At 59.1% G+C, this 20791-nt stretch carries 18 protein-coding genes; 13 read left to right on the forward strand and 5 right to left on the reverse strand.

What is annotated here, in order from left to right:
• Positions 1-198: 198 nt before the first annotated feature.
• The 7 genes from truB (at position 199) to ACIOWL_RS07005 (ending at position 6269) form a co-directional block, all read left to right on the forward strand.
• Complete coding sequence (gene truB, locus ACIOWL_RS06975) at positions 199-1122, forward strand: tRNA pseudouridine(55) synthase TruB (protein WP_400383017.1); 924 nt, start codon at positions 199-201, stop codon at positions 1120-1122.
• Positions 1123-1171: 49 nt separating this feature from the next.
• Entirely contained in the window at positions 1172-1525 is a 354-nt protein-coding gene (locus ACIOWL_RS06980; protein WP_400383264.1) for a hypothetical protein, read from the forward strand.
• A gap of 10 nt (positions 1526-1535) precedes the next feature.
• The gene (locus ACIOWL_RS06985; protein ID WP_400383019.1) at positions 1536-2003 is read left to right on the forward strand and encodes a hypothetical protein; all 468 of its coding nucleotides are present in this window, start codon (positions 1536-1538) and stop codon (positions 2001-2003) included.
• A 66-nt stretch (positions 2004-2069) separates the two neighbouring features.
• Entirely contained in the window at positions 2070-3023 is a 954-nt protein-coding gene (locus ACIOWL_RS06990; protein ID WP_400383021.1) for a bifunctional riboflavin kinase/FAD synthetase, read from the forward strand.
• A 5-nt stretch (positions 3024-3028) separates the two neighbouring features.
• Positions 3029-3814, forward strand: coding sequence for a class I SAM-dependent methyltransferase (locus ACIOWL_RS06995; protein ID WP_400383023.1), 786 nt, complete (start codon positions 3029-3031; stop codon positions 3812-3814).
• A gap of 104 nt (positions 3815-3918) precedes the next feature.
• Positions 3919-4188 (forward strand): 30S ribosomal protein S15, encoded by a 270-nt coding sequence (gene rpsO, locus ACIOWL_RS07000; RefSeq protein WP_400383025.1) that lies wholly within the window; start codon positions 3919-3921, stop codon positions 4186-4188.
• Positions 4189-5171: 983 nt separating this feature from the next.
• Positions 5172-6269 carry a pyridoxal-phosphate-dependent aminotransferase family protein gene (locus tag ACIOWL_RS07005; RefSeq protein WP_400383027.1) on the forward strand — a complete coding sequence of 366 codons (1098 nt, stop codon included), beginning with the start codon at positions 5172-5174 and terminating at the stop codon, positions 6267-6269.
• 112 nt (positions 6270-6381) lie between these two features.
• Here ACIOWL_RS07005 and ACIOWL_RS07010 read toward each other — a convergent pair whose 3' ends face one another.
• The gene (locus ACIOWL_RS07010; protein WP_400383029.1) at positions 6382-7392 is read right to left on the reverse strand and encodes a S66 peptidase family protein; all 1011 of its coding nucleotides are present in this window, start codon (positions 7390-7392) and stop codon (positions 6382-6384) included.
• A 378-nt stretch (positions 7393-7770) separates the two neighbouring features.
• On the opposite strand from ACIOWL_RS07010, the gene ACIOWL_RS07015 reads away from it, so the two are divergent.
• The 6 genes from ACIOWL_RS07015 to ACIOWL_RS07040 all read left to right on the forward strand — a co-directional run bounded on the left by ACIOWL_RS07015 (position 7771) and on the right by ACIOWL_RS07040 (position 13140).
• Positions 7771-8820, forward strand: coding sequence for an ABC transporter substrate-binding protein (locus ACIOWL_RS07015; RefSeq protein WP_400383031.1), 1050 nt, complete (start codon positions 7771-7773; stop codon positions 8818-8820).
• 5 nt (positions 8821-8825) lie between these two features.
• Positions 8826-9671, forward strand: a complete 846-nt coding sequence (locus ACIOWL_RS07020) for an ABC transporter ATP-binding protein (RefSeq protein ID WP_400383033.1) — start codon at positions 8826-8828, stop codon at positions 9669-9671.
• Positions 9668-10537, forward strand: coding sequence for an ABC transporter permease (locus ACIOWL_RS07025; RefSeq protein WP_400383035.1), 870 nt, complete (start codon positions 9668-9670; stop codon positions 10535-10537). Before ACIOWL_RS07020 ends, ACIOWL_RS07025 begins: the two co-directional genes overlap by 4 nt.
• A gap of 39 nt (positions 10538-10576) precedes the next feature.
• The gene (locus tag ACIOWL_RS07030) at positions 10577-11920 is read left to right on the forward strand and encodes an LLM class flavin-dependent oxidoreductase (protein ID WP_400383037.1); all 1344 of its coding nucleotides are present in this window, start codon (positions 10577-10579) and stop codon (positions 11918-11920) included.
• A 196-nt stretch (positions 11921-12116) separates the two neighbouring features.
• Positions 12117-12539: a DUF4282 domain-containing protein gene (locus ACIOWL_RS07035; RefSeq protein WP_400383038.1), complete on the forward strand. Its 423-nt coding sequence runs from the start codon at positions 12117-12119 to the stop codon at positions 12537-12539.
• A gap of 106 nt (positions 12540-12645) precedes the next feature.
• Positions 12646-13140 carry a hypothetical protein gene (locus ACIOWL_RS07040; RefSeq protein WP_400383040.1) on the forward strand — a complete coding sequence of 165 codons (495 nt, stop codon included), beginning with the start codon at positions 12646-12648 and terminating at the stop codon, positions 13138-13140.
• 318 nt (positions 13141-13458) lie between these two features.
• Here the strand turns inward: ACIOWL_RS07040 and ACIOWL_RS07045 are convergent, their stop codons facing one another.
• From ACIOWL_RS07045 to ACIOWL_RS07060, 4 genes are all read right to left on the reverse strand, one after another.
• The gene (locus ACIOWL_RS07045) at positions 13459-14484 is read right to left on the reverse strand and encodes an NAD-dependent epimerase/dehydratase family protein (RefSeq protein ID WP_400383042.1); all 1026 of its coding nucleotides are present in this window, start codon (positions 14482-14484) and stop codon (positions 13459-13461) included.
• Positions 14481-17075: an alpha/beta fold hydrolase gene (locus ACIOWL_RS07050; RefSeq protein WP_400383265.1), complete on the reverse strand. Its 2595-nt coding sequence runs from the start codon at positions 17073-17075 to the stop codon at positions 14481-14483. The genes ACIOWL_RS07045 and ACIOWL_RS07050 overlap by 4 nt, the downstream gene beginning before the upstream one ends.
• Positions 17069-18094 carry a 3-oxoacyl-ACP synthase III gene (locus tag ACIOWL_RS07055; protein WP_400383044.1) on the reverse strand — a complete coding sequence of 342 codons (1026 nt, stop codon included), beginning with the start codon at positions 18092-18094 and terminating at the stop codon, positions 17069-17071. The genes ACIOWL_RS07050 and ACIOWL_RS07055 overlap by 7 nt, the downstream gene beginning before the upstream one ends.
• 310 nt (positions 18095-18404) lie before the next feature.
• Entirely contained in the window at positions 18405-20516 is a 2112-nt protein-coding gene (locus tag ACIOWL_RS07060; protein ID WP_400383046.1) for an LPXTG cell wall anchor domain-containing protein, read from the reverse strand.
• Between the last annotated feature and the right edge of the window lie 275 nt (positions 20517-20791).

A 20791-nucleotide genomic window follows, 5' to 3' on the forward strand; every position in this document is an offset into this window, starting at 1 on the left:
CTAGATTCTAGAGTTGTTGATGCCATGGGTCAATGGGACATGATTTCGCGAGCATATTGATTTATGGTGTGAACCCCTGAATGTCTTGGGCAACGGCTCGGGTTTTTTGATCCTTGAGACATCAAGGTAGGCCATGGGATCGACCACATTGGAGTTTGAATCAGGCTAATGATCAGGGCAACGCCTATACTTTAATCCGTGAGTAAAGCCGGGCAGAACACTGAAGAGCAGGCCTCTGGTCTCGTACTAGTCGACAAAGAACAGGGAATGACCTCCCATGACGTGGTGGGTCGCATCCGCCGACTGGCAGGGACCCGCAAGGTGGGCCATGCCGGGACTCTGGACCCCATGGCCACCGGTGTGCTGGTGATCGGTGTGAACAAAGCGACCCGTCTGCTCACCTATATCGTCGGACACGACAAAACTTATACCGCCACCATTCGTCTGGGCCAGAGCACCGTCACCGATGACGCCGAAGGCGATCTTGTCTCAGAGCGTATTGCAGCTGCCGTCACCGATGAGGAGATCGAGGCAGAAGTTGCAAAACTTCGCGGCGAGATCCAACAGGTGCCCAGCCAGGTCTCGGCCATCAAGGTCGACGGTAAGCGGTCGTATGCACGGGTTAGGGCCGGTGAACAGGTTGAACTGAAGTCCCGGCCGGTGACCATCAAACGTTTTGAGATCCATGAGATTCGTCGCGAAAATGGTGGCAAGATCCTTGATGTGGACGTCACCGTTTCCTGTACTTCTGGCACCTACATCCGTGCGCTGGCCCGCGACTTAGGTGAAGCGCTCAACGTAGGCGGGCACTTGACCGCGTTGCGGCGCACCGAGGTCGGCCCGTACAAGATCGAGTTGACTAAGACTCTGGAAAAACTGGCGCAGGAGTTTGAGATTCTGCCGCTCGAAAAGGCCGCAGCGGCGATTTTCCCCAGCCGTACGGTCAGCGTTAACGAGGCTGTTGAGCTGTCGTTTGGACGTGCCATCAGCGCATCCTCGCTAACCATGGATGTCCCAGCGGGCCAGCCAGTAGCCGCCTTCGCACCCAATGGCGTGCTGGTGGCCCTGCTTGAAGACAAAGGCGACAAGGCCCGGACAACCCTAGTTTTCACGGCCAAATAATCACCGCGATCTGCTCGTAATCCAGAGAGGATTGTCCCTTTTGTTTGTTATGAACGGCTTTTTTGTCGCTGGCGCGATCATCTGTGCGGTAGCGCTGCTCATTGCGGTCATCGCCACGATAATCCGCAAATATCCAGATGACTGGGCGCTGGTTGGGACAATCGCCACCGAGGTGTATCTGGTTGTTTACGGCATTGCCGCAGCAATCCGCCAACTCGGGGGAGAAACCGTGGTGGGGGACCCGGTGGAATTCTGGGGATATTTCATCACGGCGTTGATCATGCCCCCGGTTGCTTTCTTCTGGGCAGTGAGTGAAAAAAGTCGCTGGTCCAACGCCGTGTTATCAGCCTCGGCATTGGTCACTTTCGTAATGTTGTTCCGCATGGAACAGATCTGGCAATAGGAGCCTTCACATGAGTCAGAAGCCACGCAATTCGCGTATCCTGCAGGCAGCCGAAGCGAAGAAAGCCGGTGATGCGCCAAAACCCAGCCGCGCCACGGGCCTGGGACGGGTCATCATCGCGGTGTACGGCATCCTTGCCCTGGCCGCGACGGTCCGTGGGGTCTACCAGATCACGAGCAAGTTCGACGAAGCACCGGTTGCCTACAGCCTGTCGCTGATCTCAGGCCTGATCTATGCGGTTGCCACCTTCTCGCTGTCCTCGTCCAAACCCCGCGCCTGGCTGGTGTCGCTGTGGGCGGTCAGCATCGAGCTGGTTGGTGTGCTGGTTGTCGGGATTTTGTCCCTGACCCACCCGGAGATTTTCGCCCACCCGTCGGTGTGGAGCGGTTTCGGCGAGGGCTACGGATATATTCCGCTGGTGCTTCCGCTGGTGGGATTGTGGTGGCTGTACCGTAATCGTAGTGAGCGTCACGGCTAAACCCATGTAAGAATTACTTTGGCGGGTATTTTGATCTGCTGAAGAAAGTACCCCTAAAGGAGCAAAGTGCACTATTGGAAGGGTCTGGACGCGGTCCCCACAGACGTGGCTCCCACTGTTGTAACCATTGGCAATTTCGACGGGGTCCATTTGGGACACTGTGAAGTTCTGGATGCCGTCGTTTCGCAGGCCAAACAGCGTGCAGCGAAGTCGGTGGTTATCACCTTTGAACCGCACCCGGCTTTGGTGCACCGTCCGGACAGTGCTCCGGAGCTGATTATGGGCCTCGCCGATCGGGTGGACACCCTAGCCAATGTTGGTTTGGACGCCGTGCTGATGATCCACTACACCCTTGATTTTGCTGATCAGAGCGCCGAAGAGTTCGTGAAGTCGATCATCGTGGACAAGCTGCATGCCGTGGCTGTTGTGGTGGGCCATGATGTGCGTTTTGGCCGCAACAACTCTGGCGACTTCCCCTACATGAAGCAGCTAGGGCAGAAGTACGGTTTCGAAGTCATCGGCGTTCAGGACGTCGGAGACAAACGAAGGTTGTCTTCCACCTGGGTGCGCGAAGAATTAGCCGCCGGAAATGTCGAAGCAGCCGCGGCGATTCTTGGACGCGCACACCGTATGCGCGGCGAAGTGGTTCACGGAGCCGCCCGCGGACGTGAACTGGGATTCCCTACGGCCAACCTGTCTGCCGATGCCTCCGGCATCATTCCTGCCGATGGGGTATACGCCGGTTGGTTGGTCGACGAAGCCGATATCCGTTGGCCCGCAGCGATTTCCGTGGGGTCAAACCCGACCTTTGAAGGTATCTCCCGGGTGGTTGAGGCACACGTGATGGACCGGCCGGATGAAGGTGTGGAGGACTTTGACCTTTACGGCCAGCAGGTTGTCATCGAGTTTGTCTCTCACTTGCGTCCAATGGTCGCCTACCGCGGGATCGAAGCGCTGATCGACCAAATGGCCGAAGACGTTCAGCAGGCCCGTGCGGTACTGGCCTTGGAGCAGCACTAGGCCCAATGGCTGAGATTCCTTCCCTGCCGCAACGCGCCTTCACGGTGGACGCTGTGCGGCGAGCCGAGCTGGCCGCCGCGTTTCAAACCGAGGCGGATAGTTACGACAAGATACGCCCTGCCTATCCGGCGGCGGCGCTGGACTTCACCTTGCAGTCGCAACCGCGTACCGCGGTAGATATCGGTTGCGGGTCCGGTATTTTCACCGCTCAGCTGGTGGCCCGCGGGCTGGACGTCAGCGCGGTGGATCCGTCGGCTGACATGCTCCGGGTATTGTCCGAACGCCTGCCTCAGGTGCCAAGCACTTGCGCTGCAGGGGAGGACACCGGTCTGCCGGGGAACGAATTCGATGTGGTCACGTACGCGCAAGCCTGGCATTGGGTGGATCATCCCAAGGCCAGCGCGGAAGCAGCACGGTTGCTACGCAGCGGCGGCTGGTTGACACTGCTGTGGAATCAGCTGGACGTCAGCGTTGGCTGGGTACATCGGCTGGCTCGCATCATGCATGCAGGTGATGTGCACCGCCCAGAGCTGGAACCACCGCTGGGCAAAGAATTCAGCAAACCCGAACACGGGATCTGGCACTGGTCTATGGAACTGGATTTTGCAGAGATCATTGAACTGACCAAGTCCCGCAGCTATTACCGCAGAGCGAGCGAAAGCACTCGATCCAAGGTGGAGGCGAACCTTTCCTGGTATTGGATGGAACATCTGGGTCATGCACCCGAAGCGAAGGTGCAGGTGCCCTATCTCACGCATGCTTGGAGGGCGCGTCGGGGCACCCGTCGATGATATGATTGTTGACGGCTTTCGCTGCAGTCCGCGGTTGCGAATGGCCACCGTGAGTGTTTGACACTTGCATTGAATGAAACGCGGTCCAACTCTAGGAGTTTGTTATGGCATTGGATGCCGCAATCAAGAATGACATCATCAAGGCTTACGCCACCCACGAGGGTGACACCGGTTCGCCTGAGGTTCAGATCGCTGTTATGTCCCGTCGTATTCTGGACCTGACCGAGCACCTGAAGCAGCACAAGCACGATCACCACACCCGCCGCGGCCTGATGGCTCTGGTTGGTCGTCGTCGTCGTATGCTCGGCTACCTCAAGAACACCGACATCGAGCGTTACCGCTCGCTGATCGAGCGTCTGGGCCTGCGCAAGTAGTCTCCGGCTGTTCAGCTAAAACCCCTGATTCCTTACGGAGTCGGGGGTTTTGTGTTTTCAGGGAACGATTGAACTGGCTGTTCGGGGATTCGGTCAGTTGGGTCGGATGCTGTTGACCTTGGTGCGACCGTTTGTGGCCACCTCTGGAGAGGTAGAGCGGGGCGAAGACGCGCGGATAGTTGGCTCTCAACATGCGGCAAACGTTTGTGGCCGTGGCACGCTGCCTGATGAAAAAATCTGCGGAGATCATGATGTTTGCCGCGGCGCTTCGGGTGTGATGGACGGAGTGGAGCCGGCACATATTTCTGAACAAAAAATTTGATCAGAAACGAGTCGCGTGGGTGGGTTCCATGGCACGACAAGACTGACGTAGATTTGATCAGTTTTTTGATCAACGTTTCTTCACGCCCCCACGAAGTATTCTGCCGCGCTCGTCATTGGATGGACTGCCAGACATCTTGTTGTTGGGCGCGGCCAGATTTGACCAGAAATTTCGATCAAATAATGCTCGCGGCACCGAAATCTGAGCATGGATGACTGAATCTCGAAGTGATCCCACCCCAAGCGGACAGGACGAATGTACAACCTGCTCAGGACTCTGAGGAAGGGATGCCGCAAAGGTTGATTAACTTTCCATAGGCGCCGTCTTGACGCCGGGCGAACGTCGCACTCATCGTATTCGGGAGGCGCCACTTAGAAGGTCACCTAAGTCCAATGGCATTGATTGAGTTTATCGAGGCTGATTCAGCCTGATTTTTGCATTCTTCTCACTGGCGCGCAGCGTGCCCCGAAGTTTCCGGCCACAAAAATGGCGAGTTTGACCGAAGTGGTCGCCCTACGTGCAGTGAGGCAGATCCGTGTGATTTCACCAATCCGGTTCACTCGTACTTCTGTCATACGGAAGTTAACTTTCGTTCAAGTCCGAGGTGGCGACTAGGCTTGAACTACGTTCGAGCTTCATTGTGTCAAGAAAGTGAGCAGTCATGACTCAGCCAGTTCTTCATCGCCATCTTTTCGGCCCCGGCCCCAGCAACCCGTATCCTGAAGCGACTTCGGCACTGGGGCTTCCGCTGCTTGGCCATTTGGATCCAGCATTTATCGCGAGAATGGACCGGGTCTGCGACTCCCTGCGCACCCTCTGGGGAACAACGAACGCCCGCACCCTGCCATTGAGTGCGACCGGATCTGCCGGAATGGAGGCAGCCTTCGTCAACACCCTGAACCCGGGCGACGTTGCAGTTATTGCTATCAACGGCCTTTTCGGCGAGCGCATGTGCGAGGTCGCATCTCGTGTTGGAGCCACGGTTGTTCGTGTGGAACATGACTACGGGACACCGATTGACGCGCAGCGTGTGGCAGACGCTCACCCGAATCCAACCGTGATTGCCGCCGTGCATGCCGAGACAAGCACCGGTGTGCTCTCAGACATTGCGGCACTCGGGGCCATCAAAGGTGACGCGCTGTTGATCACCGATGCGGTGACCTCCATTGGCGGTATGCCGGTTTTGGCTGATGAATGGGGCATCGATGTGGGTTATGCCGGCACTCAGAAATGTATCGGTGTTGCACCAGGGCTGGCCCCGTTCACCATTTCAGACCGCGCGTTTGAACGCCGAGTGCAGAAACCTCAATCCTGGTATTTGGACCTTGGCCTGCTTGGCGGATACACCACCGGTGGCACCGGCGGGGGACGCACCTACCACCACACCGCACCGGTTGCCATGGTTGCGTCCTTGGAAGCCGGGCTGGACCGAATTCTGAGTGAAGGATTGGAATCGGTCACCGCACGCCACCAGGCCGCCGGAACCGCCTTGCAGGACGGACTGCAGGAGATGGGGCTGGAGCTTTTTGCAACAGAGGGTTACCGACTGCCCCAACTGACCACCGTCAAGGTGCCAGAGGCCGTCGACTCGGCCAAGGTCCGCGGATACCTGTTGGAGCGGTTCAACATTGAAATTGGCGGCGGCGTAGGACAGTACGCCAATAGTGTGTGGCGTATTGGGCTGATGGGGCCCAACGCGAACCCGACCTCGGTGGCGTTGCTTTTGACCACCTTGAAGGAAGCCATCGACAAGGCCTAAACCTAGGATTCTACGGTCTGCGGAAACTTCACCATGAACTAAAGGGCTGACGCTCGCCATCTAGGCAAACGTCAGCCCTTTATTTTTTGGTGCCGCGCTATCCCTTAGCGGATCAACTGGCGCTCTGATGGGCAAAGTCCAGTCGCACCTTGCCGTCGGTTGTATCCAGCTGGGCCCAGCCTCCGATGGGGAGGGTGAACATGGGACTGGTGTGCCCGAAATCCAGGTTGGCGACCACAGGGATCCCGGCGAGGACCGGATGTTTGGCAACGATAAGTTCCAGCAGGCTGCGGCTGATTTGTGAGGCGAATTGGAATCTTCCGATAGCCAGTCCTCGGATCCTTTCTGCCCCCGGCATGTGCAGGAGTGAAGCGAGGCTGCGCGCGAATTCGTCGATGTTCGTGGCGCTATCGTCCTCAAGAAAGAGAAATGCCCCCGCTAACTCAGGCATGAACTCACCGCCCTGTAGCAGACGCAACGTACCGAGGTTTCCCCCGATCACACGACCCGAGGATTTGCCCGGATTAAGTATCCACGGCCCTTGAGTGGGGTGGACTTCTCGTTGATCTTGATCCATAAACCATAAATCGTCGGTGAACTCATGATGGTGTTCAACGGACCACGAGAGTTCATGGGTCGCCTGGCGAAACCACTGCCCGGTCGGTTCAAAATGATCGCGCATGCCAAAACTTGACCAGTGGGCACCGACATAGGTGATCAGTCCGGCTTTCGAATAGATCGCGTTGGCCAGGACGGTGATGTCCGAGTAGCCGCAGAACACTTTGGGATTGGCAGCGATCAGTTCCCAATTCAGATAGGGCAACAGCTCGTTGGCATTAAATCCGCCGATAACACTCATGATCCCGTTGACTTCCGGATCTGCGAATGCTGCGTGGAGGTCCTCTAGCCGCGAGTCGATCGAGGAGCTGTCAACCTCGTCGCGCTCATCAACGTGATCGCCAAACTGTACACGCAGCCCCAACGCGTCGAAACGTTCGTTGATCCACCGGGTGTTGTCATGCTCCATCACAAAGGATCGTGAACAGGAAGGGGCGATAACTCGCAGGGTGTCTCCCGGGGCCAAGCGCCGGGGGACAAACGAAGTGGGTGAAGTTCCGGGCATGATCTCATCCTAAGGGAGCCCGAAGCGGATACTGGGCGTCACGTAGTCAGCGAGATTAAAAATCTTTCAAATTTTCTGAGCTTTGGATGACGTGGGCTCGCAAATGATTGCAACGTCGCCGAGGCCTAAACAACGAATATGGCGGCGAGAATCCACCGGGAGATGTCACAAACGTCATGTACCGCGCCTGATGTTGCCTGCACACCGGACCGTGCGTCCGCGGCCGCCACTGGTGCACATCGGGCGTCATTTGGCGGAACCAAAAGCCATAGTTTCGTTGTATTTCCCGCAATGACACGACCCTAGTCGAGGCTTGGCGCCCCTGTTTGGATGGTTCTCACGACCTCATCACGGAACCCACCGCCAAGGAGCAGAACAATGACCCCGCCGCATCACCACGTACCTCATCGGAAAAGCACACAACGTTTTGTTGGTGCCACCTTGTTGCTGACAGCCTCTGCATTGCTGGCATCATGCGCAGCCAGTGGCCAAGCCTCGGAACCCGACGCCGATGGCACATTGAATGTGCGTTATGAGGGGGCGGCTAATTCGGTGACCTTGCCGGAGCTGGCCGAAGATCTGGGATACCTGGACGGTATTGCCCTGGAATGGGTTGGCAACAACACCAGTGGACCCTCCCAAATTCAAAACACTGCGACCAACTCGACGGATATCGCCAGCGCGTTTACTGGGGCTGTCGTCAAACTGCAGGAAGCCGGCGCCGGGATCACAGGAGTGGTTTCTTCCTATGGTTCCAACGCCGAAAGCAATATTGGTTTCTACGCGCTTGAAGGCAGCGACATCAAGGAACCGCGCGACTTCATTGGGAAAACCGTCGCGGTGAATACCCTCGGTGCCCACGCTGAGGCGCTGATCGGCACCTACCTGCGTGAAGCAGGACTGACCGAGGACGAAATCAGCCAGGTGCAGCTGGTGGTCCTGCCACCGAGCGACACCGAGCAGGCGATCCGCACCGGGCAAGTCGATGCAGGCCAACTCAGCAGCCTCTTCCAAGCGGTGGCCGAGGCAAACGGCGGACTGACGAAGATCTTCAACGATGTCGAATACTTCGGAGAATTCGACGCGGGCCAGTATGTGTTGCGTGACGACTTCATTGACGAATATCCCGAGCAGACCAGGACCCTGGTGACCGGAATAGGCAAGGCTGCGGACTGGGCCAGCTCACATACCAGGGAAGAAGTTATCGAACGGCTCAGCAGCATCATCGAGGGCCGGGACCGTGGCGAGAATACCGACGCCCTGAAGTACTACAAAAGCTACGCGGTTGGAGAGCACGGGTTGATCGAAGACTCGGACTTCACCCAATGGCAGGCGTGGTTTAACGACACCGGTGTACATAGCGGAGACATCAACCCCAGCGACTACTACACCAACGAATTCAACGATCTCGCGACCGAAGGGAAATAACGTTTATGTCTACCATCGAAATTATCGACGTTGGCAAGGTTTTCACCCGTCGCAATGGCGCCCAAGCCCAGCGGGTGACGGCACTTGAACACCTTGATCTCAAGGTGGAGCATGGTGAGTTCGTGACCTTGGTGGGGCCAAGCGGTTGCGGCAAGAGCACCTTGCTGGACATTCTGGCCGGGCTGAGCACACCAGATCTGGGACAGGTGCTGGTCGACGGAGAACGGATTGAAGGACCCGGGCTGCAGCGCTCGGTGGTATTCCAACAATATGCGCTGTTCCCGTGGCGTACCGCGGCGGCCAACGTCGAGGTAGGTTTGGAAAGCCAAGCCCGTGGGCGGGGCGGCGCCTCGCGGGCCGAACGCCGGGCCAGGGCGGTCGAATACTTGGGCCTTGTGGGATTGCAGGGTTTTGAGGATCGATATCCCAGCGAATTATCCGGTGGGATGCGCCAGCGTGTAGCGATTGCCAGGGCGCTGGCCCATGAACCGCAGGTGCTGCTGATGGACGAACCATTTGCGGCGCTCGATGCCCAAACCCGTGAACAGCTTCAAGACCTGCTTCTTCAAATTTGGGCTCGGACCGGGACGACCATCATTTTTATTACCCACGGAATTGAAGAGGCCGTGTACCTCGGGCAACGCGTAGCGGTGATGTCTGGTCGCCCTGGAACCATCAAAGAAATCATCGATATTGATCTTCCGGAGCGTTCGGTGGTTGATGACATCCGTTCCACCGCTCGATTTGGCGAGTACCGCCACCGGATTTGGCAGCTGCTACATGCACCGCACAGTCCCCTTGCCGCAGGGGCGACGAGTGAAGCGCCGGTGCCGGCAGGAGCAGCGGCATGAGCGGCGACCTGAAGGTGACCCAGGGCAGCAGCACGTCGGTCTCAACGGCCGAACCTCTGCCGGTGCGACTTGTTCCGCAGGGAATCAACCCCCTGGGGCCGGCTGGTGCATGGCTGGGAAAGTCGTTGTATCGCTCCGGCGCGATCGTGTTGTTTCTGGCGCTGTGGGAGTTGCTTCCGCTATTTGTGCTGGCCCCCTCGGCCAAAGTGTTTCTCCCTCCACTGCATGAGGTGCTTCAAGCGTTGTGGCAGCTGGCGATCAGCGGCGATTTATGGACCCACATCGTGGCCAGCCTCTCTCGATCCGCTGCCGGATTCACCTTGGCCATTGCCATTGGTATCCCGGCAGGGTTGATTATTGCCTGGTATCCGAAGATCCGACAGTTCCTGAACCCCTTGCTGGAAGTATTCCGCAACACTGCGGCGCTAGCGCTGCTCCCGGTTTTCACGTTGATTCTGGGTATTGGGGAGACCTCGAAGATTGCAATCGTTGTTTATGCGGCGTTCTTCCCGGTCCTGCTGAACACGATCTTGGGTGCACGCAACGTGGATCCGCTGCTGATCCGGGCCGCACGAACCCTGGGCCTGACCAACGTGGAGATTTTTTCCAAGGTCATCCTCCCCTCAGCGGTTCCCACCATTTTCACTGGCATCAGGATGGCCGGAACCGCATCGGTGCTGGTTCTGATTGCCGCGGAAATGATCGGGGCCAAGGCCGGGTTGGGTTACCTCATCACCAACTCCCAGGCCAGTTTCCTGATCCCGCAGATGTACGCAGCCATCTTGACTGTTTCCGTACTCGGATATGTGGTGAACGCACTGCTCGTGGCATTGGAACGCCACTTCTCACGCTGGGACCAAAACTAACCACTCTTTAACACTCCCTAGACACCGAAGGAAAATGACATGTCTCGTTCACTAATTCTCAATGCGTTCCTGATGTCTACCGGACACCACGAGTCTTCGTGGCGGCTTCCGGAAAGTGATATTCACGCAGGAACCGACGTACGCCACTACCAGCACCTGGCCCAACTGGCTGAACAGGCCAAGTTCGATGCGGTGTTTTTCGCCGACAGCCCCGTGGTGCAGGCACCGGCAGCCCAACGGCCCATCGGAGCCCTCGACCCGGTCCTGCTGCTCACCGCCATCGCAACGGTTACCGAAAAGATCGGGTTGATCGCTACAGCTTCCACCAGCTACAACGAACCGTTCAACCTTGCTCGAAATTTCGCCACCCTTGATACCATCAGCAACGGCCGTGCCGGCTGGAACGTGGTCACCACCGCGGGAGATGCGGCGGCCAGGAATTTTTCCGCCGCGGGCCAGGCCGACAGCTCCGGACGGTATGCCCGGGCCGATGAATTTTTGCAGGCAGCGGTCAGGCTCTGGGACTCATGGGAGGATGATGCGGTACTAGGGGATAAAACCAACGGCATCTGGGCTGACCCCGCCAAGGTTCACCCCGCGGGGTTCAAGGGTGAACATCTGCAGGTGGAAGGACCATTGAATGTTCCCCGCTCGCCGCAGGGCCGTCCGGTGATCATCCAAGCAGGGGCCTCCGAAGCAGGCAAGGATTTCGCGGCTCGCTGGGCTGAAGCGATTTTCGCCGTTCACCAGTCGCTTCCGTTGGCTCAGGCGTTTTATGCGGAGACCAAGGCCCGGGTAGCCAGCTTGGGGCGAAACCCCGAGGCGGTAAAAATCCTGCCAGGCATCGTTCCGATCATCGGGTCTACCGAATCGGAAGCACTGGCGCTCGCCGACGAGCTGGATGAGCTCATTCTGCCTGAATATTCATTGGCGAACCTGTCCCATGTGTTGCACGCTGATCCAGCTGATTTGCATCTTGACCGCAAACTTCCGGCAGGGCTTGAACAACTTGCCACCTCGGAAAAGAGCACGTCTCGAAGGGATGTTGTGCTTAACCTTGGGTACGGCAGGGACCTAACGGTCCGCGAGATCATCCGGGAGCTCGGTTCCGGGCGGGGACACCACACCTTGGTCGGAACTCCAGAGCAGATTGCTGACCATCTTGAAGAATCCTTTACACAAGGCGCCGCTGACGGTTTCAACGTCATGGCACCGGTACTTCCCTCCGGCCTGGAATCCTTCATCTCTCACGTGACGCCACTGTTGCGCCAGCGCGGTCTGTTCCGTGAAGAATACGAGAGCGACACCCTCCGTGGACACTACGGCTTGGAACGACCAACGAGTATTTTCGCGGACGCAGAAGAACAACGATTGGCTTCCTAGCCAGTTGCTCTCCGGCGAGCCGTATCGGATAGTGGCCCGGCGCCCCGTGCAGGTCACCGGGCACCTGCCCTCCACGTTCCCGGAAGCGCGTCGTGAACAATCGATGAATCGTTGCCCGTTTGCACTTATCAACTGACAAATTATTCGGTAGTCTCGGCAATATCATCTTCATCGCATCGAGAAAGTTGGTACTTCTGTGAAAGCGTTATTCGATTTCGACTTCAGGAAATTTGTCACCCCGTCGATCATCAAGATCGTGTACATCTTGATCATGGTTTTGCTAGCTGTCAGCTACCTTGCGATTGTTATCGGGAGTTTCCGCGCCAACGTAGGGCTCGGATTTTTGGTACTGATCGTCCTGGGGCCGCTCTTCTGCCTGATCTATCTGGTTCTTGCCCGTGCCGGGCTGGAATCGTTGATCGCTCAGATTCGAACCGCAGAGAACACCGCTGAACTGGTCAGGCTGGCTGGCGGGACACCACCAAGCGATCAAGGATCGTTCCAGATCAACCCGGTCACGCCTGCGGGTCCGACAAACCCGGCGCAACAACCCCAGCCATCAACCGATCCAAATGCAGGAAACGGGAGACCTGGTCCGGAGAATCCATACAAGCAGTAATGAATCAACACACTGAACCACCCCGGATCCCAGCCGATCCGGGGTGGTTCTTTGACCCGGTGGGATTATGGCCATTGTGTCGGTGTCGCATTTTAGGATCTGTCGCATGAGCGAAAAAACAGCAACCGTGGGCCACCTGGACCTGGATAATTTGCGGGAGTGGTATTCCGCCGAGGAATTGAACCTATTGCTTCAGGATCCAGAACCGGTCGAAGAACTTTTCTGGAACACAACATCCACGCGATCGTGGGAAGAACTCGAGTCGATCCCTCAGATTGCCGATATCTTGCTGCTGGTTACAGAGCCGGGGCATACCTTTCAACTGGAGGGTGAGGAGCCAATCACCCGGTATGCGCAGGGTGCGCGGCTGGAGGATGGCAACTTCATGCTGGAGCTGGCCGTCCTGGACGGGCGGGCCTACAACATGCGGATCGCCTACGGCCCCAACGCTGAGCAAACTTCCAGCGGCCCGGATGACGATGTGGAAGCACACGGTCCACAGTCTCTGACGCTGGCGCAGGTCTACGAGGTGCTTGCCCGGTGGGCTACCGGTCAGGGGCTGCCGGCCGGTTACGGCGGGAGCATTCACGTTTATGGTTAAACCTGTCATGGTTAAACCTTGAAGCGCAGTTCTTGGCACAAGTAGTTGAGCGTTGCTTGCCTCATGAACTTCAGGGTTACAGTTACAGCGTGGTTTCGCCAGTTCACCGTGATGGTTCCGCGAAGGGCCTTGCATGTCGTGGAATGAAACATCCAGCTCAAGGGCCTGTGGGTGATCGATTGCAGCCGCCAGAGATGGCTACCGCTGCAACCCGCTTTGCTTCAGCTGCTCACCTAGCTTAGCCGGCAGCCGCATCCCGTGAGGGATCAGAAAATCGCAACAGATGCGACCCGATCACGGCGGGTAGGGTAGCGGCGGTCAACTTTGCAGCGGGGGCCGCCCACCATAGTGGCGCGCAAGTTCAGCCAGCCCCTGATCGATGGTGACCTGTGGTTTCCAGTCGAGGATCCGTTGAGTTTCACGCTGGTCAAACCAGTGAGCGGTGGACAGCTGCTCGGCAAGGAAACGGGTCATCGGCGGTTCGTCGTGGACCAGGTTGCGTGAACCGGCGGCAAGCCAGATTCGTTCAATCACCGATCCGGCGCCCCTAGCCAGCCAGCCGGGCACACTGAACTTCGGGGCGGGGGCTGCTCCGGCGGCGCAGATACCGGCGATCAGTTCCCCGACCGGCCGCGGTTCACCATTGGTGACCACCAAGGCCCGGCCCTGAGTCTGTTCAATACGCTCCAGCGTGCGCACAATCGCGGCGGCGGCATTATCGATGTAGGTGGTGTCGATCAGGGCGGCGCCCTGATCCAGCAACGGCAACCGGCCACTGGCGGCACGCTGGATGACCCGTTCAACCAACTGGGTATCTCCGGGACCCCACACCACGTGGGGGCGGATCGCAGCGACGCGGAAGCGCGAACTATTGCGTGCCAGCGCATCGAGCTCGGCCGCGGCTTTGGACCGGGCGTAAAAACCGCGAGCCTTGCCCGGATCCGCGGTGCCCGCCGGGGCCCCGGCCAGCGGCTGCCCAAAATGCGCGACCGAAGGCGAAGATACAAACACCACGTCTGCTGCCCCGGCGGCCTGGGCGGCATCCAGCAGGAGTTGTGTTCCCCGGATGTTGGTTGAGACGAAGTCTTCCCAGGCCCCGGTGAATGACACCTTGGCCGCCAGATGGATCACCGCATCCATGGAGTCAACGGCCCGGGCGACATCCGCCGGGGAATCAATCGAGCCCAGCACCTCGTCGGTGGCGCCGGATGAGGCCCGACGCTGGAAGGTGCGGACCTGGTGGCCCTTGGCGCGCAGCAGCTGGGCGACGGCACCGCCGAGCATGCCGCTGGCACCGGTCACCAGAATGCGTTGCGGCGGCAGCGGCGAAATTGCGGAACTCATGGTGTGCGGATCTTTCCCCCGGCGAGGGTGTCGGTGGCCCATCGGGCCAAATGCGCTCGGTCGATTTTTGAATTGTGGCGGATATCGGTGGGCAGTTCGGGAACCACCAGGACGGCCGACACCTCGATGCCGGCGGCGGCAACTGCCCGGCGCACCTGATGCGAAAGCTCAGCCGATGCTGGGCCGGGTTTGGCGGACCTTGGTACGGTTTCCATCACGATCACCGGGCTCTGCGTCCCGGCAGGTCCCACCGGAACCAGCGCGGTGCGCCCGACCCCGGGGACCGCTTGGGCCAGATGCTCGGCATGTACCGGGGTGATCGGCCCCTGGGCGGTGCGCAGCACATGGGCCAGGCGTCCTTCAACCCAAAGCCGGCCCTGGGTATCGAGATGCCCTACATCCCCGGTGCGGTGCCAGCCCGGGATCGAGGTACTGAGGCTCTCGGTGATCCACAAGCGGTCGTACCGGTCCTTGACGTGCGGTGCGCGGACCAGGATTTCACCGGTGAGTCCAGCGTCGGAGGTCAGTTCGTCAGACGGTTCGCCGTCGGCATCCAGCACGGCGATGGCCACGCTGGCGCCGGCTACCGGGGTGCCGACACAGACCCCGTTCCCGTTGCCGGCCGCCTTGATCCCGGCCAGGTCGATGTCCGTGACCGGCAGGGCTTCGGTCATTCCATACGGGGTGTGCAGCGCCGCGTGGGGGGTCAGCTGCTGCAGCTGTTCCAGCAGCGGCTCCGGGATGGGAGCCCCGGCAGAGAGCAGCAGCGACACATTGCCCAGGGCCTGATGCTGCGCCTCGGTCAGTTCCTGGCGGGTTGCCAAGACGTTGCTCAACGCTGCCGGGGAGGCGAAAACCACGGTGGCGTCCACCGCCGCGGCTGCCTCGGCGAGCGCCGCGGCGGTCAGGGTCTTGGGGGAGGTGACGTCCATATCCGGGGTCACCGAGGTGGCGCCCAGGGCAGGTCCGAGCAAGGCGAATGGGGCGAATCCGGCCACCAGTGCCGAGCCGGCCTTCAGCTGGTAGGTCGTGGCCAGGGTATCGCGCATGGCCGCGAGCTGCCGGTGGGTGTACACGACGCCCTTGGCCGGTCCGGTGGAGCCCGAGGTGAAGAGCACCGCCGCGTCGGCGTCAGCGTCGGCAGGATCGAAATCGGCGGCCGCGGGATGGTGCGCCGCGCCCTGGGAGATGAGTTCGGGTACCGAGTGCGTCACGCCCAACAGCTTGGACAGGGCGGGGTGCAGCGGTTCCACCGCGATCCGTGTTCCGGGCCAGCCCAGCGACTTGGCACCGATCAGCGCACGCTGGATGCCGATCAGGAATTGCGGGCCGGAACCCTTGATCGCCCGGCCGAGTCCCTTGGTGCCCAGCCCGGCGTCGGCCACCACGATGACCGCGCCCAGGCGCAGGCATGCGTAGATCAAGGTAGTCAGTTCAATCCCCGGCGGGACCAACAGATTAACTCGTGATCCCGCGCTGACTCCGAGGTTTTTCAGGCCGTGGGCCAGGTAGTTGACCCGGTCACCGAGCTGCGCCCAGGATAGTGAGCGCGGCGGATTAACATCCACCACGGCCCGGCTGTGATCCTCGGTGCGGGCGTCGAGTTCGGCGAGCATCGGGCGGTAGTTTTGGATGCTGTCGGCTCGCTGGGAACCGGCACCGGCCTGCCGCGTTGTGTCCAGCCAGTCGAAGATCGGGGTGGCGATGTCGCGGTCTTCGGCCAGCAGGTGCCCGGCACCCTCAAAACGGTGGACCTGGGCCTGCGGCAGGCGGCCCATCAAATCGCGCAGGTAGCGGTCGGAGAACACGGGGTCTTTGGGACCCCAGAGCAGCAACGCCGGTACGGTCAGTTCGCTGACCGCGGCGGAAATCGAATTCAGCGCCGGGCGGCTTGGATGGTCATCGGCAAAGGGGATGTCGGCCACGAAGTTGCCGACCCCGGCGCGCTGCGCGGTGCTGGTGTAAGGCGCCATGTAGGTTTTGCGAACCTCGGGAGTGAGCGCCGGGTTCGCCAGGGAATGCGTGACACGCAAGAACGTATCGGTGGTGGTGGTTCCCCAGCCGTGCACCGCCGGGTGGGAGGCTAGTTGCAGGGCCGGGGGCAAGGTGAAGCCGGCCGGATGCACCGCGGTGTTGGTCAGCACCACCTGGGCTAGCTGCTCCGGGTGGGCAACCGCCCACCCGAGGGAGATCAGGCCTCCCCAATCGTGCCCTACCGTGGTCACCGGGCCGGCGAGGTTCAGGGTATTGGTCAGGTCGCTGAGGTCATTAACCCTGTCGGCCAAGCGGCGGAAGAGCCCGGTGCGTTCGGAGAATCCCATATCCAACTGGTCTACCGCAATGATTCGCCAGGGCAACGCATGTTCTGAGACGTGGGCGAACAGGGAACGCCACAAATAGGACCAGGTGGGATTGCCGTGCACACACAGCAAGGTCCCGCGCGGGGTAATTCCCCGGTCTTCGAGCTCGGCGAGATTATCCAGCAGGTGCCAGCGGTGGCTGGTACCGGGGGTGTCGATATAGGACGTGGAGGGGACCTTGAGGTATCGCGAGTATTCGGCACGGACTCCGGGGAAAACCTCGTTCACCAGGCGATCTCCAACATTGCGGTGTTCAGGCCGGAACCCACGCCCATGCACAGCACGCGGTCCCCGGATTTCAGGCTTCCAGCTTCTTGGGAGAGGGTCATCGGCAGGGATGCAGGGCCAACATTTCCCCATTTGGAGAACGTGATCGGCACCCGGTCGCGGGTCAACCCCACGGCCTTGATGATGGCGTTGGTGTAGGACTTGGAAACCTGGTGGGTGACGTAGCGATCCATTGACTTCCAGTTCCACCCGGAATCATGGGCCTCGTTCCAAGCATCGACCACAAGCTCCAGGCCGTTGTCCAGCAGTCCCTTGGTGTCCGTGTACATTCCCGTTGGACCACCCACGCACAACTCGTGGTGTTGGGTTCCGGCACGGGAGACACCGCCGAGTACTCGGTGGGCCCCGGGATGTTCGTCGGCCGGACCGATGACAGCGGCAGCCGCACCGGAGCCGAGTGTCAGGGTCGCGAATTCGCGCATGTAGTCTTCACGGGTGGAGGACTCTGCATTCAACCGTCTGAACGTGGTTTCTTGGGTGGGTTTCGCATCCTCGCCGGCCACGATCAGAGCGTACTTAATCTGCCCGGAGTCAATCATGTTGGCGGCCAAGCTCATCCCGTTGACAAATCCGAGGCAGGCATTGGCTACGTCGAAATTCATGGCGTAGGAGGACAACCCCAGCCCGTTATGGATTTTGGAAGCCACCGATGGCTCCAGATTGCGACGGGTCACGGAGGTATTGATGAGCAAACCGATTTGTCCGGGTTCAATTCCGGCCTGGGCCAGGGCTTTTTTGCCCGCTTCAATTGCGGCGTCGTCGAAGCCGACACCTTCCGGCCACCACCGACGTTCCTTCACACCCGACACACGTTCGAGCAGTTTGCGCGACAGTTTAAGTCGCTTCAGGCTCGGTGCCAGACGTTCGTCGAATTCTGCCGAGCTAACCACCTCCGGCGCCTCTACGCTGTTGACCGCTAAGAGGGCAACATTGTGATGTCTAAAGGTGGCGTTTCCGTTCAAGTTGGTGCCTTCGTCTCTGTGCAGACACTCCACGTTCGGAGTGACGGAATGTGGTCGGTGGGCTCGTCACCAAATGACAACGAAAATACCCTAATACTACGTTAGGCCTATTTCCTTTGAACTTAGTGAGCCATGCGGGTTTTTCAGCCCGTAGCGGTATGAGTTTGTTGCGCTTTAGCCGAAAATCAATGATGTGCGGGTTGTCAGACGGGCGCAAAAAGGCGGCCATCACCTTGAAGGAAGGGATGGCCGCCACTGCGGTCTCAGGCCGTGACCAGAAAATGGACTAGGCCTAGCCGATTTGAGTTCTTTATCCGTGACGTCCGCGGCGCCGTGTCATGACAGCAGCCAAGCCGGCAAGAACCAAAACGAGTCCAAGTCCTGCCGTGATCCACAGGCCGGTGTTGGCGCCGGTCTGCGCCAACTCATCCGACTCTGAGGGCTCCGTGCTGGATGTCTCTTCCGAGGAAGATGGCGCATCAGTGGTAGATGCACTCGGCGCCGAAGATTCATCCTCCGGGGTGGACTGTGAAGGATCTGGATCCTCGGTTGGCACGTTGTCGGTTGGTGATGGTGCCGTTGGGGTTGGTTCGGTGTCAAGAGCGTACACACCGAACCATGAGGAGACGCTACCTGGCACAACCGCAGCGGCAGGCTGGGCCGCCGAATCTGCATTCGTTGAAGCTACGGCTGGCACCCCGTAGAGGTAGAAAAGCCCGGACGTCACCGCGGCAACACGTTCATCCGTAATCACCAGTTCCTCACCGTCGACGATGTACGTGAGGTTGCTGAGAACTGCTGGCGTTCCATCTTCGTTCGAGTAGCGGACCTCGAAGCTGAAATCGTCCCCGACAAGGTCAGGGAAGTTTTCCGGGATGCTGAAACGCCATTGATCTGCGCCGGCTTCAGCCAAGGGAACACCTAGCTGGTCATCAACAACGGTGGAGATCAGGGCAAGGGTGTTCGCACCGGAAACCACTGTGGACAGTTTTTTGTTGTCCTCACCCACGATGGTTACCAAAACCTGGGTATGTTCGCTGATGCTTTGCGCGAATTCTTCATCTGCTTGGATGACCAATTTGCCGTCAACCACGGTGCCTTGCAGGGTTTGCGGCTGTGCATCAGGGCTGGTCCGGTAGGTGACCGTCGTCGGTCCATCCTCCAGTTTGGACTTGGTGGTGAAAACGTACTTGCCCTCTTGCGGTGCCGACGCATCCTTGTCATAGGTCAACTGCTGATCTTCAGGTGCGACCGGGTTGCCGGTGTCCGGATTCTCAGGTTGCGCGGTTGGCTGCGTTGACTCGGTTGGCTGAGTCGGTTCCGTTGGCTGGGTTGGCTCGGTTGGTTCCGTTGGCTGGGTCGGCTCTGTTGGTTCTGTTGGCTGGGTCGGCTCTGTTGGTTCTGTTGGCTGGGTTGGCTCGGTTGGCTCGGTTGGCTCGGTTGGTTCCGTTGGCTGGGTCGGCTCTGTTGGCTCTGTTGGCTCGGTTGGCTCGGTTGGTTCCGTTGGCTCGGTTGGCTGGGTCGGTTCCGTTGGCTCAGCGGTTGGTTCTTCGTCTTCGCCGTCGTAGAGGCCTACATAAACAGTCGCGTGCTCCTTTTCGCCCGGTCCGCGGATCGAGAGGAAGTAGGAACTGCCGGCGCTAAGCTCGGCAAGGACGGAGTCGGAAATGGTCATGACACCGTCGGAAATGCTGATATCAGTCAGCTCGTACTCAATTGTTTCGCCTTCGCCTTCAAAACCACCACCGGTGTCACCCCAGTACGAGACGGTGACTTTGGCGTCGGATACGTCAAACAAGGTGTCGGGCAAGGCGAGGTTCCACTCGGTGCTGCCGGTCTCCAAGAGCGGAACGCCACTGAATTCATCAACCGTCGAAGTAACTAGGCTCGCCGCACCGGATGGAACGTAGACCACACCGGCGAACGTCGTACCTGGAGACATTCCGGGATCTTCGGGATTATCAGGGTAGTAAAAGTACGTTGAAGTTTGCAACGAGACCTGAGAGTCGTCGGTAGGCTCACTGTTCTCAGGACCTTCAAAAATCATTCCGTCTTTGACCGAAACTTCGTAGGTCCAACCGGAGTTGGGGTACCAAGAGCTGCTGGCGCCGAGCCGTTGGCCGTCTTCGACTAGTCCAGGGCGGACATTGTAGTAGGTTTCGCTTTTGGTGCGGTCGGTTAGTTCCTTGTTGACCTGAACTAGTTCCTGCCCCTTAGCTACCGGGACAATGTCGCGGAAGACCTTGATTGGCGGTACTTCAGCAGCGGTTGTAGCCGCAGGGACACTCACACTGGAAGCAGCCATGGCAGGGGCGACAACAGTCGCTGCGCCGGTGAAGCCGCCAAGGGCTAGGGTACCGGCGGTAACAACCGCCAAGGACAAGCGGGTTCGATGGCGTTTGGTCATGTGGGAGTGCTGCATCGGAGTCCAAACCTTCGGTGTACGGAGATGATTTAATCGACCAACCTGCAATTCCATTAGGTTGATCAACGCTCACTAGATCACGAATGCATAACGGACGCAAGCGGGGAAAGTGGCGAATCTTGGAGATTTGTAACTTGAGTAGTCGTTTTATGATTCCTGCCTTTGTTGTTCATAAATAACCGGATTGAGGTTCCGCAAGAGTGTCAAAAGGGAGTCGCAGGATGAAGCTCAACTACAGGTTTTGGGAACCGTTGTCGCAGTGAACCGTTCGC

Source organism: Glutamicibacter sp. NPDC087344 (assembly GCF_044744225.1).
GTDB lineage: Bacteria > Actinomycetota > Actinomycetes > Actinomycetales > Micrococcaceae > Glutamicibacter.